The organism is Winogradskyella immobilis, from assembly GCF_021887715.1.
Taxonomy (GTDB): Bacteria; Bacteroidota; Bacteroidia; order Flavobacteriales; family Flavobacteriaceae; genus Winogradskyella; species Winogradskyella immobilis.
This window is the reverse complement of sequence record NZ_JAIQXX010000002.1, coordinates 174,672-192,035: the sequence shown is the minus strand read 5'-3', so window position 1 is coordinate 192,035 and position 17,364 is coordinate 174,672. Positions and strand designations below refer to the sequence as shown.

The 17,364-nt window shown below is 32.4% G+C and carries 12 protein-coding genes; 6 read left to right on the top strand and 6 right to left on the bottom strand.

Annotation, left to right across the window (positions count from 1 at the left end; all coding sequences use genetic code 11):
* Nucleotide 1 precedes the first annotated feature (1 nt).
* Genes K8Z87_RS02425 through K8Z87_RS02415 form a run of 3 tightly spaced genes read right to left on the bottom strand, consistent with a single transcriptional unit; the run spans nt 2 to nt 4,253 of the window.
* The gene (locus K8Z87_RS02425) at nt 2-1,768 is read right to left on the bottom strand and encodes a M1 family metallopeptidase (protein ID WP_227475880.1); all 1,767 of its coding nucleotides are present in this window, start codon (nt 1,766-1,768) and stop codon (nt 2-4) included.
* A 10-nt stretch (nt 1,769-1,778) separates the two neighbouring features.
* The gene (locus tag K8Z87_RS02420; RefSeq protein ID WP_227475879.1) at nt 1,779-3,380 is read right to left on the bottom strand and encodes a S8 family peptidase; all 1,602 of its coding nucleotides are present in this window, start codon (nt 3,378-3,380) and stop codon (nt 1,779-1,781) included.
* Between the two features lie 12 nt (nt 3,381-3,392).
* The gene (locus K8Z87_RS02415) at nt 3,393-4,253 is read right to left on the bottom strand and encodes an MBL fold metallo-hydrolase (protein WP_227475878.1); all 861 of its coding nucleotides are present in this window, start codon (nt 4,251-4,253) and stop codon (nt 3,393-3,395) included.
* Between the two features lie 123 nt (nt 4,254-4,376).
* Here K8Z87_RS02415 and K8Z87_RS02410 point away from each other — a divergent pair, with 123 nt between their 5' ends.
* The 5 genes from K8Z87_RS02410 to K8Z87_RS02390 all read left to right on the top strand — a co-directional run bounded on the left by K8Z87_RS02410 (nt 4,377) and on the right by K8Z87_RS02390 (nt 10,858).
* Complete coding sequence (locus K8Z87_RS02410; RefSeq protein ID WP_227475877.1) at nt 4,377-5,114, top strand: alpha/beta fold hydrolase; 738 nt, start codon at nt 4,377-4,379, stop codon at nt 5,112-5,114.
* A 97-nt stretch (nt 5,115-5,211) separates the two neighbouring features.
* Nucleotides 5,212-5,802: a response regulator transcription factor gene (locus K8Z87_RS02405; RefSeq protein WP_227475876.1), complete on the top strand. Its 591-nt coding sequence runs from the start codon at nt 5,212-5,214 to the stop codon at nt 5,800-5,802.
* Nucleotides 5,803-6,152: 350 nt separating this feature from the next.
* A complete protein-coding gene (locus tag K8Z87_RS02400) occupies nt 6,153-6,938 on the top strand; it encodes a DUF4189 domain-containing protein (protein ID WP_227475875.1) in 786 nt (261 codons plus the stop codon).
* Between the two features lie 57 nt (nt 6,939-6,995).
* On the top strand, nt 6,996-10,238 hold the full coding sequence (locus K8Z87_RS02395; RefSeq protein WP_227475874.1) for a toxin-antitoxin system YwqK family antitoxin: 3,243 nt from the start codon (nt 6,996-6,998) through the stop codon (nt 10,236-10,238).
* An 11-nt stretch (nt 10,239-10,249) separates the two neighbouring features.
* Nucleotides 10,250-10,858, top strand: a complete 609-nt coding sequence (locus K8Z87_RS02390) for a hypothetical protein (RefSeq protein ID WP_227475873.1) — start codon at nt 10,250-10,252, stop codon at nt 10,856-10,858.
* A gap of 144 nt (nt 10,859-11,002) precedes the next feature.
* Here K8Z87_RS02390 and K8Z87_RS02385 read toward each other — a convergent pair whose 3' ends face one another.
* On the bottom strand, nt 11,003-13,231 hold the full coding sequence (locus K8Z87_RS02385; protein ID WP_227475872.1) for a SulP family inorganic anion transporter: 2,229 nt from the start codon (nt 13,229-13,231) through the stop codon (nt 11,003-11,005).
* Between the two features lie 138 nt (nt 13,232-13,369).
* Entirely contained in the window at nt 13,370-13,516 is a 147-nt protein-coding gene (locus K8Z87_RS02380; RefSeq protein WP_227475871.1) for a hypothetical protein, read from the bottom strand.
* A gap of 121 nt (nt 13,517-13,637) precedes the next feature.
* On the opposite strand from K8Z87_RS02380, the gene K8Z87_RS02375 reads away from it, so the two are divergent.
* Nucleotides 13,638-15,473, top strand: coding sequence for a cation:proton antiporter (locus K8Z87_RS02375; RefSeq protein WP_227475870.1), 1,836 nt, complete (start codon nt 13,638-13,640; stop codon nt 15,471-15,473).
* Between the two features lie 8 nt (nt 15,474-15,481).
* Here K8Z87_RS02375 and lepA read toward each other — a convergent pair whose 3' ends face one another.
* On the bottom strand, nt 15,482-17,278 hold the full coding sequence (lepA, locus tag K8Z87_RS02370; RefSeq protein WP_227475869.1) for a translation elongation factor 4: 1,797 nt from the start codon (nt 17,276-17,278) through the stop codon (nt 15,482-15,484).
* Nucleotides 17,279-17,364: the final 86 nt, after the last annotated feature.

Genomic DNA, 17,364 nt, shown 5'->3' with positions numbered 1-17,364 from the left:
TTTATTTCTTATTATTATCTCTGTTTATATCAGCCATTGTTTGCGATGGATCAATTTCTACAGAAGCTACGTCTTTTGAAGCATCAAAAGTATAAGTAGGATATGCCCATGCCCAATTATCTACTATAGTCGCTGACGTTGGTTTAGAACCACGCATCATACGTAAAGGAATGTAGTAGTCTTCAGTAGAACCATCTGTATATGTTACAGTAATATCTATAGGCATTGGCATTAAACCAACACGCTCTAATGTTATAGATTTACCATCTACATTTTTTACTCCATAATCAATAGTATTTGTAGTTTGCGCAAAATCGATGAGGTACCAATCGAGTTCAAAATCAGTAATACGCTCTGCAGTACGAACAATATCTAAAGGCTTTGGATGCTTAAATGAAAAGTCATCAAAGTATTTTTTTATGGTTTTCTTTAAATTATCCTCACCAATAACATAACCTAATTGAGCTAAAAACACAGCTCCTTTGCTGTATGCAGCAGCACTATAAACCCCATTAAGGTCATAACGATCAGCATGTGTAGTCAATGGTTGTTCTCTACCAGATTTTGCTAAATTAAAATAACCTCTATACGATCCTAGAGTAGGATTTGCTCTAGGTTCGTCTCTTAAAGCGTTCATAGCTAAAGCAGAAATATAACTTGTAAAACCTTCATCCATCCACTCGTGTTTAGCTTCGTTACTAGCTAATAAAAATTGAAACCAAGTGTGTGCTAATTCATGTGCAGTAACTCCTAAAAGACTTCCATAACTTCTTTTTCCTGTAATTAATGTAGACATAGCATATTCCATACCTCCATCTCCACCTTGGATTACTGAATATTGATCATAAGGATACTTACCTACATTTTCTGAGAAAAACTGCATTAATTTTACAGTTGCGAGTTGTAAATCTTTCCAGCTTTGTAAATTATCTTCAGGTAAATCTTTCTTATAATAAAAATGAAGTAAAGGACCATTAGGCACTTGCATCGTATCGTGAATATAATCTTTGTCAGCTGCCCAAGTAAAGTCATGAACATTTGCCGCTACAAAATGCATTGTTTTTTTAGTACCATTAACCTTTGGTTCTCCTTGAAGATATCCAGTTCCGCCAACCACATAATCTTTATCAATGCTTAGTTTTACATCAAAATCTCCCCAAACTCCATGGAATTCTCTTCCTATGTAAGGATCTGCATGCCAACCTTCAAAATCATATTCAGCTAATTTAGGATACCATTGCGTCATAGAAAGCGAAACACCTTCAGCATTATTACGTCCAGAACGACGAATTTGAACAGGTACTTGTGCGTCAAAATCCATTTCAAAAGTAACTTTCTCACCAGGCTGAATAGATTTATTTAAGGCAACCTCTAATACTGTGCCTACTGTTTTATAACTTATTGCGGTACCGTTTTGAGATAAAGTATTAACTTTTATATATCCAACTTCATCAGGTTGAAGTTTACTAATACGGTCTTTAACTCTACCATCAGGATCTTGTATTGTAAGTGAGCGTACATCCATCTCACTTCCTGGTTGAAAGGCATTAAAATATAAGTGGTAATACACACGGTTTAATACATCTGGCGAATTATTAGTATATACTAAGGTTTGTTTGCCTTTGTACTGATAATTATTAACATTCATGTCTATTTCCATTTTGTAATCGACATGTTGTTGCCAATACCCATGATTTTGAGCATTTACAGTTTCTGAACCAAAAGCAAAAATGCTTAAAGTAAGTAATGTGGTGAGTAATCTTTTCATCTTTAGTTGTTTATAATTTAGAAGCAATAATTAGTGCATTATATGCATTTGCAATTTTTCCTGTTTTAGATAATTGAGAAAATGCTTGTATATCGGAAGCTTCACCGCCGACAATAACTTTATTTTTAAGAGGTGTGCCCGATTGTAAAATAACTTGTTTTACTTTTTCTGCACTCAATTTAGGATATTGAGACCGAATTAAAGCAACAATACCAGCTACACCAGGAGCTGCCATTGATGTTCCGCTATTTTCTTGATATTCATTTTCCGGAACGGTAGAATAAATAGCTTCTCCTGGAGCAAAAATATCAACATTTTTAATTCCATAGTTAGAAAAACTAGCTACCATAGAACTTCCGTATTTTGAAGATAAAGCACCTACCGAAATATAGGTTTTAGAAATTTCATTACCGTTTACATGATCTGAAGGAAAATTAGATTCCACATCAACATTTTTAGAATCGTTACCCGCAGCATGAACAAAAACCACATCATTATCTGAAGCGTATTTAAGCGCGTCTCTAACCCAATCACTGTGTGGAGAAAACGATTTTCCAAAACTGGCGTTAATTACTTTTGCACCATTATCAACAGCGTATCTAATAGCTAAAGCCACATCTTTATCGTATTCATCTCCTCTCGGAGTTGATCTAATTGCCATAATTTCAACATTGTTTGCAACGCCATTAGCGCCTAAACCATTGTTGCGTTCAGCAGCTATAATACCAGAAACATGTGTTCCATGGCTTTCAGAAGCTTCTTTTGGCTTTACATTTCCGTTTCCATAGCCTACTTTGTCATTTAAATCGTCTGGGTTATCTCCGGTTTTACGACCTTTAAATGCAATGTTGAGATTATAATTTAATTGATCGTCTATTTGCTGTTTCTGCTCATCAAAAACAGCAATGGTTTCTTTAATTGTACCAATGCCAAAACCAAAAGTTTGAGAAATAATACTTTGATGTCTTAACAAGTTCTGATCTACGGATTTAATTGCAGTAACATCTTCTAAGGTATAATCTTCTTTTCCTAAATGTTTAGAAATAGCACTATGAGAATTATTAATTACCGGTAATATTTGATCGTTTTGTGCTTTACGTTCTTGCCAAGTTTTTAATTCTTTGTCGTAAGCTGCTTTTGCTTTTGCGTAATCAGGAGTGTTTGAATTTCCATTAGCGATAATTCTTGTAAGCTCTAATTGTTCTTTGTAGGTTTCTCCTAAGAAATTCCAACCATGAATATCATCAATATAACCATTGTTATCATCATCTTTTCCATTATTTGGTATTTCGTCTTTATTGGTCCAAATTACACCATCTAAATCTTCATGATCTATATCTATACCGGAATCAATTACAGCAACAATAACCTTTGTACCTTTTTTTCCTTTTATAATTTCAGAATAGGCTTTATCAACACTCATTCCTGGAATAGTATCTTTTACAAGATCTAAATGCCCCCAATTTTTAGCTTCTGCTTCAGTTAATTCTGAAACTTTTAAATGAAAGTTATCAATGTTTTCTACCGGTGTTGAAATAATAGGGTTGCTACCACAGCCAACAATTAATGTTGATGCTAAAGTTATTCCAAATAGTATTTTGTTGTTTTTCATGCAATTAATTTTTTAACTAAAAAGGGCGTTACAAGTAAATGTCTCATAATGTCTTACTCCCTTTTCAGTATGTTTAACGGTGATGATTTCGTTATGTGCATCGTGCTCTAAAAATAAATAATAATTGTGATCTGCCGCTAGATTTAAAAACAATTCTTTTTCATCTAAAGTTAATAGAGGTCTAGTATCATAACCCATAACAAATGGAATTGGTAAATGACCAACTGTTGGTAATAGATCAGCCATAAAGCAAATAGTTTTTCCCTTATAATGAATCATCGGAATCATTTGTTTTTCGGTATGTCCGTTTGCAAAAAAGATATCAAAACCAAGTGCAGAATCTTTTAAAATATGTTGTTCTGGAAGTGCAGTAAACTTTAATTGACCACTTTCTTCCATCGGAATTATATTTTCTTTTAAAAAAGACGCTTTTTCTCTGCGGTTAGGTTGTGTTGCCCATTGCCAATGACTTATATTACTCCAGAAATGTGCGTTTTTAAAAGCGGGTTCATAACCCGTTCGGTCCTTATTCCATTGTATACTTCCGCCACAATGATCAAAATGCAAATGCGTCATAAATACATCTGTAATATCATCTCTATGAAATCCATGATGCGCAAGTGATTTATCTATAGAATCATCTCCCCACAAATGGTAGTAGCCATAAAACTTATCACTTTGTTTGTTACCCATACCGGTGTCTATAAGAATAAGACGATTACCATCTTCAATAAGCAAACAACGTGCCGCTATATCTATCATATTATTTTGATCCGCAGGATTTGTACGTTGCCATAGTGATTTGGGAACTACTCCAAACATAGCTCCGCCATCGAGTTTAAAATTTCCGGACTGTATAGGGTATAATTTCATAAGACGTGCAAAATAAGAAAAAGGACTAAAAAATGCAGAGACGTTTTGATTTTATTGTGATTTTTTGAGTTGTAAGTATTTTACTATATTTAGCTGGTTTTAGTTTTAAAAACGTTATGATTAATGAAAACTAAGGGTACAATATTTTGTATACATGGCAATTCATCTTCTAGTCAAATTTTTGACGCTTGGTTGCGTTTTGAAAATTATGATGTAATAACTATAGACCTTCCTGGTCATGGAAGAAACCAAGACTATAGCTCTGAAGACGATTTTTCTTTTAATTCATACTGTAACTTTTTAATAGATTTAGCAAATAAAATAGAAGGTGAAATTATTGTTTTTGGACACTCATTAGGAGGGCATTTAGCAATTTCAATTGCTAAGTTTATAAAAAACATTAAGGCGCTCATTGTTATGGGCACTGCTCCTTTAAAAAAACCTATAAATACTTCTGAAGCTTTTATGCCTGTGAAAGAATTGAATGTTTTTTTTAAGAGTATTTTTGATAAAGCAGAATTATATAAAGCTGCAGATAAATTAATTTTAAAAGACAGTAATAAAACGATGTTTATAAATAGTTTTATCGAAACCAACCCATTGACACGAGAAAAAATTGCTACAGAAATAATTGATAACAACATATTAGACGAGTACACATTGTTTAAAACACTAAATATTCCAAAATATCTTTTAGTGGGAGAGAATGATTGTATGATTAATAAAGACTATTTAGCACATTTTAAAGAAGGCAATAATAAATGCGAAGTTATTAATATAAAAAATTGTGGACACTATCCTGTAGATGCTACAGAAGATATAAAAACCATTATCAAAGATGTTGCTCAAGCAGTTTTTTAACCCTATTTATGAAATTACATACTGAAAAAGAACAGATAGCTGTATCTCGACACTATTTATTAAAACTAAAAGACTCGTATAAAAACAATAAAGTGAAATGCAAGGTTTTTTTCCTTTTCCAGTATTTATTAAAAACGAGAACACCCACAATTACAATTATGTTAACCATAATTTTTTATCAGCAGCTCCAGAAATGGACAGGTTGGTTAAAGAAGGCAAAGATTATCTTTTAGAAATTTCTAATAAACCACTTTTAGAACTAACATGGTTGAAAACAGCTATGTTTTATAGAAACCCAGATGAAAAAGCTATTTTAAGTAACCTCCAGCAATCTAGATTATACGATACAAACACCTTTTATCTCACAAACAAAGCTATTGTAGACGAACATTTTTCTATTAATATAGCTCTAATTGCTAATCAGTTCTCAGGTTTAGAAAACACCTTTCAAGAGTTAATACCAGATTTAAAAAAAGACACACAGCTTTTTTTAAAATTTCAAACCCTTACCAAACGCGAAAAAGAAATTTTAGAACTTATCTTAAAAGGGTATACCAATAAGCAAATTGCCAATTTAACAGTAACTTCTTTTAATACTGTAAGGACACATAGAAACAGAATCTATAAAAAACTAGAGATAAAACATTTTAAAGACTGTTTAAGCTACCAGTATTTTTTTACTCGATAATCTAGATTTAAATACTTCGATGTAAGTATGGAAATGTTTAAAATGGTTTCCTTAGAACACTCCTTCAACATACCCAAGATCGTTGATTTCTAATTAAAAAAATACGCTTATAAGCGTATTGTTGGGTATGGGTGGCATAAGTATTTTTGTATTAAAACCATGTTAACACAACTTGTTACAACACTTTCATTGCTTCGCTATTAAATACATACCCAATATTAGGTATTGTTAAGTGTTGTTAAAACCAATTGCTTTACCCATAAAAAACTAACCCTATATATATGGAAACTATTAAAACCCTAACCTTAAAGACTACTCAATACTTAAACCACCTGCTAAGTATCATTTTATTGTCAAATCTATTTTTAGCTACTGCTCAAGAAGGCAATTATGGTAGTTTAGCTATAGACCAACGAAATGGCGACCAATACGGTTGGGCTATAAATTATAATTCGCAAAGTGAGGCTAATAAGCGCGCTATAAGTGAGTGCGAAAAAAATGGTGGTGATAACTGCCACACCGTTATGTGGTTTAAAGGAGGTTGTGCTGCTTATGTGGTGCAGCGTGGTAATCCTAATATCTATGGTTGGGGATTAGCGAATACTCGTGAAGAAGCCGAACAAATAGCCCTAGATGAAGCTAGAGCCCGAGGCGGTTTTGACCTAGCAGTTAGAGTATGGGGTTGTAATGCAACTAAAAATAGCGATTACGGTTTACCACCTCTAACAACTAATGGGGTCTATGGTTTTTATTATTTTAAAGATAAAAGCGCCAATAAAGCATATTTCAGTAAAGTATTCTATCAACCTAATGTTGTCAAAAAACAAAGCGATAATTGGACTTGGTCAGATTATGCTGAAACCAGAATGACCTATAGAGCTAAAAAATTTAGAATTGCCTGTATTAATGATATTATGGGCTTTGAAGTAAGTAAAGAAACTTTAGACACTATTTTACAAAAAGAAACTCTAGACTGGGAAGGATACACGGAATTATATATCAACAAAAAATTCATTAACAGAGACATTCAAACAGAACGTAAAGCGGTGTTTGATAAAGTATATGAAGGCTTTAAAAAAAGAGTGCAAAATGAGAATGAGGGTATTGAAATCGTTGAAGTTTCTATACCGCTTTAAACGTTTATTAAGGATTGTACACATTACATAAAAAATAACACTAACAATAAATTTATAATGAAAAAACATTACACATTATTAGTACTACTATTAGGTTTATTTACTGCAACGTATAGCCAATCTGGTTGTTCTTTTGAAATGTCTATAGATTATGAACTAGGTAGGGATGGTGATGACTCATCGCCAGCACCAAAGCAATGGACACTAGTAGATGGCAATAATAATACCCCATTTAACTTTTTAAGTTACAACTATTATGTAAAAGATTATTATGGTCTAGGCGAGACAGGTGATGAAGTTCTTTATAAAATGGAAATAGAGAACCTTTCGAATTTTGATGTATTTATAAAGCTTAAGTGGAGTAATGAACGTTCTACAGGAGCAATAACATTAAAAGCAGGTAGCACATACACTACAGAAAACCTATATGAAAATACTGCGAATAATGCTTCTCTTGAAGTAAAAAGTATAAGATTAGCTTTTAATGCTGATCATCGTAGAGAATTTGGCTCGGCCAGACCAAGAGATTTAAAATGCGGTGAAGATATTAATGCGTTTTTAGACGAATTAAGAGCAAAACAATCCGAGTCAGGAGAACCAATAAATAATGATAATACTATAGCGCAAAGCGAAAACTTAAATACAACAGAAAGTAATACACAAAACACAGCTACGAGTCTAAATACCTCAGAACAAAAGCCGCAAGAGACAAGATTGCCTTCAGAGAGTATTTACCAGAAACGTCAGCGCGAAGCCAATGAAAGAGCAGAAAAACAAAGACTAGCAGAAGAAAAGCGTTTAAAAGATGGCCAAGATTTTATCAATCAGCAAAACAGAGAAATAGCAGAATATAATCAGTCAGTAGATAAATTGGGTGATGAATTAAGTTCTGAGCTTACACAATTATTTTCTGGGAGTGATAATGCAGCATTAAACGTATTAAATGTAACAGAAAGCATTATGGCTTCTGGACTCATTGAATCTATAGACGGACTCACAGCGGTTGGTATAGGTGGTGGTGCTTTAGCCATTGGAGCAGGTTTATTACAAGCGGCAAAACAAAAAAAAGCACAAGCAATTAAAGATAATAGTAGTAACATTAAGACTAAAGTAGATGAGATGAGAGCTACTTATACCACGTTTGAATCCGCAATAAAAGAGAAAGATAATATTAAAGTACTAAAAACACACAATGATTTATCTGTAATAGAATCAAGTATTATAGAGAGCGCCAATTTTATAATTGATAAAAAGGGCAGTGTTGAAGGGTTAGGTAAACTTAAAACTACAATTTCTCAGTCTAATGAGAAAAGAAGCTCTGTAATAAACCGAGTTAAAGAAAAATTGCTAAATAATTTTTATAAGCTAAGTCCAGAAAAAAAGCGAGAATTTGTCGCGGTATTACCCTATTCTGAATCTAAAGGCATAGCTAGAGAATATGTTGAAGATGACTATATGATGGTATATGATGATAATTGGGAGCTTTTAAAAGAAGGGTTTTTAAAAAACGATTTTCGTCATGGTTTATGGAAAGAATATTATCCAGATACTGGCGATTTGTATGAAAAATCTATTTTCGAAAGAGGTGTTTTGTCGGAGAGTATTGCTTTTTATAAAAAAAGTGAGGAGCTACTTTTTGTAAGAAAGTTGACTTCTAATAATATTTACGAAACCCAAACGTATCATCCTAATAAAAATATCAAAAGTAATGGCAAGATGTTAATTGAAGAATATGGGAAGTTTAAACGTATTGGGACTTGGTCTCTTTATAACGAAAATGGAAAGCTTTATCGATTACTCTCTAATGATGATAATGAAGTAACAGTTATTGATTTTTATGAAAATGGTAAAAAATCTACAGAGACAATATTAAAGCTAGATCAGATACAAGGTATAAGAAATTTATATTATAAAAATGGACAGTTAAGACAAGCTATAGAATATAAAACAATAACTGATAAAAAAGGAAGTCGAACTTCAATCAATAGGGGTGTAGTTGCTTTCGATAAAGAAGGGAATCTAATTGACGATGGAAATCTGATTGATGGGAATGGCACTGTTATTATATATAACGAAGAGGGAAATATATCTGAGATAGTAACTTATAAAGAAAATAAATTAAAAAGTTTATTGCTAAACCCAAAAAAAATACAGAAAGCTTATCAAAAATTTAGAAAGAAGGATCCTTATGAACCTAAAACAGATTTTGATATTAATAATCATACCACTTATGATTTAAAACCATTACCAATTTCAGAAACATTACAGGAAGAAGTATTAAGTGCTTTTGAAAAAATACCATCTGCTAAACCGCCAAAAAAGATTATAAAGGCAACAATTAACAATAATGACACTGAGCCTGAAGTAAATAATACTAAGAAGAAGGATAATAAATTAGAATCTATTGACAAACTTGATGGAATAAAAATAGGAGAAGATGAAAAAATAACTGAAATATTGTCTAGTTTTTATACAGAATATAATGTAATTAAAGAATCGCCAAACCTAATAACATATTTTAAACCTAATGGTGAGTTTTATAGAGTTCATAACAGTTCTAAATCAAAGTCGTATTTGGATATAGACAAAAATTTTGAAAACTATACTACAGAACTCAATAATTTAAGAGAACAATCTGAACTTTATATAAAACTATTCAATAGTATAAATAAAGGGTATACATCAAGACTAAAACCCAATAATCTATATTCTAAAGATCCTTTTAAAGCTTTCTTTTCAGATCATTTAGCTGTTGCTATTCAAAACAATTATTATGATGAAGACACGTTAAATAATAAACATTATTTTGAGGATTTAAGAGACACATATGATAATACAAAAACACCTACTATAACTATATCTACTGGTAATTGGATTGTTGAAAATAACACAATCAAATTAATTTCGTCTAAAAAATCTATAGTGTTCCCTGCTCAACTTTCAGTCTTAGAGTATAGAGGTAAAAAAAGCGCTTTTTTTTGTTCGAAATTAGAAAACCCTCCTTTTAAAACCCTCAGCACAGATGCCTATGGAATTGGAATTAGTAAAAACTATAGGCACTTAATTTTTAATAAAACACAATCTAAATTGATTTGGGCAATACAAAGTCAAGAAACAACTACTAACAATGTTTTAGGGGTTGAAGAAATTCTAATTTCTAAATCGATATCTAGTAACGGAATATTAGAAAATAATAGTAAAGAGATATTTGAGAAGATTATAATGGTAAATAATTTTAATGATGAGATAAGTATATTTTCTGATCAAAAAATACTTAATGACTTTTTTCAAATTAAATAAACCTACTAAAAATGAATAAAAACAGTTTATTACTTCTTTTTGTCGGAATGTGTTTTTATATGCACTCACAATCCAAAAGTGGCCCGGTATATGTTTTGGTAAAAGATATAAAAACAGACAAACATTGGGGTTGCCCAACCCAACAAACCGATTATGAGATTAATTATTCGCTTAGAAACGTAAAAGATTACAAAAGAAAAAGTAAAGCCTTAGAGGTATTTAAAAAACGGTTTCAAGCAGGCGAGGATAATACCAAAATTATTGCTCATGAGGTCTCTATAGCACCCGATGATTTTTTAGTTGTTTATGAGTATGTCTATGAATATTCAGATAGAAGAGATGAAAAATGTAGCACTAACTTAAGACGAATTATTAAAGGGTTTAAAGTAAAAAACCTAGAAGAGATTCCAGAAAAAATGCAAGAAAGATTAGAGGCTAATTTTAGAAAAAAAGACTATGATATTCATAATATACTGGAAATAAGGGTACCTTTAAACCTTTCAGATAATGCACCTTTATTAAATGTTATTAGTGGTAAAATTAGAGACTATGTTAATAAAAATGGCAAAGTAGATAAAACCAAAAAAAATAAAGGGACTGCTGTTGGGGTTAGAGGATAATAACGTTATTCCGTTAAATTATTAGCATAAGCCTAATATTTAGCCCAAAAGCCATACCAATCTATTACCAACAGGATTTTCCGAGTTCTAAAAAAAACCTATGGTTAGGCACCGTTTTTTAATTTTGTATTTATTTCTAAATCCCTAATCCTTAATATCTAGGATTGTGGCAAGTTCTTTGCCGTAATCTATAAATGCTATCGTTTCATCTGTCCTTGCTAATTTGATTTTATCAAAAATGACCAGTGCCTCGCCATTACTTTCTATATGATAAATTTGATGATTTTCGAAAAAGCGAATAATTTCGTCTGTAAAAAAGGATCTAATTTCGTTTTCATTATTTCCTAAAATGAGAAATTTATTAGAAAAATCAGGATACATTTCAAAATCAATATCTTTGTAACCCGTATATGATTTTACACGATCAATTATCTTGTCAAATAAGCCTTCTTTTTCCATTGTAAAAACAGGTATTTTTTTAGGTAACTTTATAACCATTAGTGTAGTATTAAATGTTTCTGCTGTAAAAGCTGCACCTTCACTAAAAGTTATATCCGCAATTTCCCAAGGCATATCTAAATCTTTAAAAGTTCCTTTAAGGCAATTTGATTTACGCTCAATAGGTCTAATTTCAAAAAAGTGAAATTTTTTCAAATCCGCGGTATTCCAATCTACTCGACTCGTGTATTGATAATCTTTTTCATTGGCTAAATTTTGTAATCGAGTTTGCCTTGATGATAGTTTTACTACCTGATTATTTAAAGCAATTTTTAAAGCTCTATTATAAGTAGAGGATGAAACATGCGAATCCAGTCCTTTAATAATGACGTTACCACCCGTATTTTTTTGCATTTTTAGGTAATCCACTATATAATCCATATAGGTAATCCCTACCAATCTTGTTTCTGATAAATCAATGTTAACATCTGCTCCAGAAGGAATTTGAGCCACCATTTTATCGATTTTTAAGATGCCTAAAAAATTGGCAATCCCTTTAATCTTTATATCGTAACTGCCATCTGATTTTGCAACCAAATTTGAACCCGAACGATAAACCATTTTAAAAAATTGAGGTATGGATACCTTCGCCAATAGCATATGACTAAACATTGCTAATAATAACCCTCCAAGTAATCCAATTAATAAATTAGTGTAAAGCGTTAAAACCATAGTGCCAACAAAAAATATTAATTGCTCGATGCCTTGATTATAAATTTGTTTAAAGACAGCAGGCGATGCTAATTTAAACCCAGTGTAAATTAGTAAAATGGCAAAAGCACATAACGGTACTTGCCTCATTATTGGGCTCAATACCACAATAAAAAGTAATAATAAAAGGCCTTGATACATATTGGACCACTTTGTCTTTGCCCCATTATGAATATTAACCGTACTTCGAATAATCACAGCAATAATTGGTAAACCTCCAATCATACCAGCAGCTATCGTACTTAGTCCAATACCTGTTAAATCCTTATTCAAATCGGTCTTTCGTTTATAAGGATCAATTTTGTCAACAGCTTTCGCAATGGCTAAGGATTCAATGCTCGTTATGATTAAAATAGACACTACGGTTGTCCAGAATTCTATTGTATTAATTTTACCAAAATTCGGATGCATTATTGAATCCATAATATTATCTGGAATATCTAGCAGCAGATGGGGGCCTACCTCATAAGCTCTTCCAAAGAATGAAAGCGTATGCTGATCAAAGAAATTGAAAATATAAACAAACGGAATAGAAAGAGCAATGACCCACATTGGTGTGGGCAAGATATGAAAGACTTTATAACTGATTTTGGAATGAAACAATAATAGAAGTAAGCCTACCAAAGCAATAATTACCACAAAAGGATTAGCTTGAGGTAGAAATAGAACTGCATCAACAAGGTTTTGTATGATACTAGGACTATCAGAATGCGTACCTAAGGCAACATGGATTTGTTTTGCAAAGATGATAATTCCTATGGCCGCCAAAATACCATGAATCACAGAAGAATGGAATATATCCGCTAATCGACCTAATTTTAATAATCCCAATACTACTTGAATTGCACCAGAAATAACCACCGCTGCCAACACATAATTAAATGCTTGCCCAGAACCATCATCCATCAATGCAATGCCTAAAAGTATAACTGCAATAACTCCTTTAGCAGGTCCATTGACTGATATGTGACCACCTCGATAAAGAGTTGTTACAACACCACCAATTATTGCCGAAAGGATACCTGACATAGCTGGTGCACCTGCTGCCAAAGCAATTCCTAATGAAAGAGGTAAAGCAATAAGTGAGACACTTACCGCTGCAATTAAATCACTCCTCCAATTTTCAATTAAACCTTTAAAACCTTTTTTTGGTGTAATTTCCATTTATTTAACTAAAGGTGTTTACAAAATATTGAGATTTTGAATATAAAATGTCAATAGGTCGCTTCACAGTTCTAAAATCATGTAATATATGAAATAGTTTAATTTTTGAGAAATTTGAATTTAAATCTATGATTTGTATCATAAAGCTTTATTAATAAGCATATGAAAAAGAATGAGTTTAGCTTTTAAAGCTAAAGCTAATCTTGAGGCTACAAAACCAAGAGTCTTAATGTTGAGAGGAAACATAACACCAATTCCAATGGTTCGAGAAGGCGTAATAGACATTGCAAAAAAAAGGTTTTAAAATAAGTGTCGAAGACAACATTTTTTTAAAATACAAAGCGAATGAAACTATTAAAGGCCAATAGGTTTTATAATTATTTATTATTTTCACAAAAAACGAAGTATGTTAGAATTAGCAGGCATTATTATTTTAGGCATTTTAGCGCAATGGGTGGCTTGGCGTTTTAAAATCCCCGCTATTTTACCGTTAATATTAATTGGTTTATTGGTTGGGCCAATTGCAGCAGAATTTTTGTCTGAAGATGGTACCAAATGGATAGAACCCATTTGGAATGGAGAGAAAGGATTATTTCCAGGAGAGAGTTTGTACTATTTTGTCTCTTTAGCAATTAGTATTATTCTTTTTGAAGGAGGGCTTACCTTAAAACGAAACGAAATAAAAAATGTAGGACCAGTAATAACCAAACTCATTACCGTTGGTTCTGCAATTACCTTTTTCGGTGCAGGTATTGTAGCACATCTTTTATTTAATTTAAGTTGGGAACTTTCATTTTTATTTTCTGGATTAATTATAGTTACAGGACCGACAGTAATTACCCCTATTTTAAGGAACATTCCTTTAAAAAAGGATATATCTGCAGTTTTAAAATGGGAAGGCATTCTTATTGACCCCATTGGGGCATTAGTTGCCGTTCTTGTTTTTGAATTTATTAGCGTAGAAGGTGATAGTGGTTTTACCAAAACAGCATTCATAGAGTTCGGTAAAATTCTATTATTTGGAACAACCTTCGGGTTTACATTTGCCCATGGTCTTGCTTTTGCAATTAATAAAAAATTAATACCTCATTATTTATTGAATGTGGTATCGTTATCAGTGGTACTATTAGTGTTTGTGGAGTCCGAAATATTTGCTCACGAATCTGGCTTATTAGCGGTTGTGGTTATGGGAATGGTTTTAGGAAACGGTAAGCTTGAAAACATTAAAGAACTCCTTTATTTTAAAGAATCTCTCAGTGTTTTACTTATTTCTATCCTATTTATTTTACTAGCAGCTAATATTAATATTGACGACTTACTCTTATTATATAATTGGAAAACCGCAGTACTATTTTTAATTGTGGTCTTAATTATAAGACCATTAGCGGTTTTTGCTAGTACTCATAAATCGGGATTAAAACAAAACGAAAAACTATTTATCAGCTGGGTGGGACCAAGAGGTATTGTTGCCGCGGGTATTGCTTCACTTTTTGGAAGCAAGCTTATAAAACAAGGAGTAGAAGGGGCAGAATATATTACGCCAATGGTGTTTATGATTGTTTTAGGTACCGTTTTATTAAACGCTACCACAGCACGCTTTTTTGCCAAAATAGTTGGAGTGTTTTTAAAGACATCTGATGGGATTTTAATTGTTGGGGCTTCAAAAGTATCACGCTTATTAGGACATTATCTAGAATCTCATGGAAGACATGTGGTACTTATAGATAGCAACAAGGATAATATAGAAAAAGCAGGGGAATTAGGCCTAGAAGCGTTGACCACTAACATTTATTCAGATAATTTAAAAGACAATATAGAACTTAATCATGTTGGTTATTTAATGGCATTAACAGGAAATTCTGAGATTAATAAATATGCCATAAACAAGTTTAGTAGTCAGTTTGGTGAAAACGGATCATTTAGGTTGGTGTCGATAGAAGAAATGAAAGATGATAAAAATAATCCTAAAGAGGGTTTGTTTTCGCACACGGATGATTTTAACACCTTAAGTAATGTCGCTAAAAAATATCCAAGCATTCAAGAAATAACTCTGAAAGATAAAACACATTACGAAAGCTTAATAAGGATTACCAATTCAGATAAAGATATCATCCCTTTATTTATAAAAGATGAAAAAGGAGAATTGACAATAATATCATCCTACAATAAAGATGTTGATTCTATAGGTGAAAATTGGCAATTGGTATATCTAGGAAAGCCTTTTGATATAGAAGAAGTTTAACTAAACCTTTAATCATTCAACTTTAAAACAGCCATAAACGCTTGTTGAGGTATTTCCACATTACCAACTTGACGCATACGTTTTTTACCTTTTTTCTGTTTTTCCAAAAGTTTACGTTTACGCGAAATATCACCACCATAACACTTAGCCGTAACATCTTTACGAAGTGCTTTTACAGTTTCGCGCGAAATAATCTTTGCTCCAATAGCCGCTTGAATAGGAATATCAAACTGTTGACGAGGAATTAATTCTTTTAGTTTTTCGCACATCTTTTTACCAATATTTTGTGCGTTATCAGTATGTATTAATGCAGAAAGCGCATCTACAGGTTGGGCGTTTAATAATACGTCTAACCGAACCAATTTAGAAACCTTTAAACCAATAGGCGAATAATCGAAAGAGGCGTAACCCTTAGAAACCGTTTTTAAGCGGTCGTAAAAATCAAAAACAATTTCCGCTAACGGCATTTCAAAAATCAGCTCAACACGCTCGGTAGTTAAATACGTTTGATTTATAATCATTCCGCGTTTCTCAATACACAAGCTCATTACGTTACCAACAAAATCGGCTTTGGTAATAATAGTGGCTTTTATATAAGGTTCCTCAACACGATTTACGGTTGTTGGCTCCGGTAAGTCACTAGGATTATTAACAATAAATGGAATATTAGGTTCTTTATTAGTGTAGGCATGATATGATACGTTAGGAACTGTAGTAATAACGGTCATATCAAACTCGCGCTCTAAACGCTCTTGTATAATTTCCATGTGTAACATCCCTAAGAATCCACAACGAAATCCAAAGCCTAATGCCGCAGAACTTTCTGGTTGAAAAACCAAAGAGGCATCATTGAGTTGTAATTTTTCCATAGATGCTCTAAGTTCTTCGTAGTCCTCAGTATCTACAGGATATATACCTGCAAAAACCATAGGTTTTACATCTTCAAAACCTTCAACAATATTTGTTGTTGGCTTGGCAAAATCCGTAATAGTATCACCAACTTTAACTTCCTTAGCCGTTTTAATACCAGTAATTAAATACCCAACGTCACCAGCTTTTACACTTTTTTTTGCAACTTGAGTTAATTTTAAAGTTCCAACCTCATCCGCAAAATATTCTTTATCGGTAGCGACAAATTTAATTTTTTGCCCTTTTTTAATTTCACCATCAAAAACTCTAAAGTAAGTTTCAATGCCTCTAAACGTATTGTAAACGGAATCAAAAATTAAAGCTTGTAAAGGAGCATTAACATCACCTTGAGGAGCCGGAATACGTTCAATAATAGCTTTTAAAATATTATCTACGCCAAAACCCGTTTTACCACTTGCATGAATGACTTCTTCGGGGTCGCAACCTAAAAGATCGACAATATCATCAGTTACTTCTTCTGGATTGGCACTAGGTAAATCTACTTTGTTAAGAATGGGAATGATCTCTAAGTCATTTTCTAAAGCAAGATATAAATTAGAAATCGTTTGTGCTTGTATGCTTTGAGCAGCATCCACAATTAATAGCGCGCCTTCACATGCTGCAATTGATCGAGATACTTCATAAGAGAAATCTACGTGGCCAGGAGTATCAATAAGGTTTAGTATATAATCTTGACCTTCTAATGTATACTCCATCTGAATGGCATGAGACTTAATGGTAATACCACGCTCACGTTCTAAATCCATACTATCTAGCAACTGATCTTGTTTTTCTCGAGCAGTAACCGCACCCGTATAATCTAACAAGCGGTCAGCAAGTGTGCTCTTTCCATGATCAATATGCGCTATAATGCAAAAATTTCTAATGTGTTTCATCTAAATTTTATAAGGCAATCTTAATTTGCAAATATAATTGTTTTCTAAGGCTATAACCTATCAAAAATGATAAGAATAGACCATTA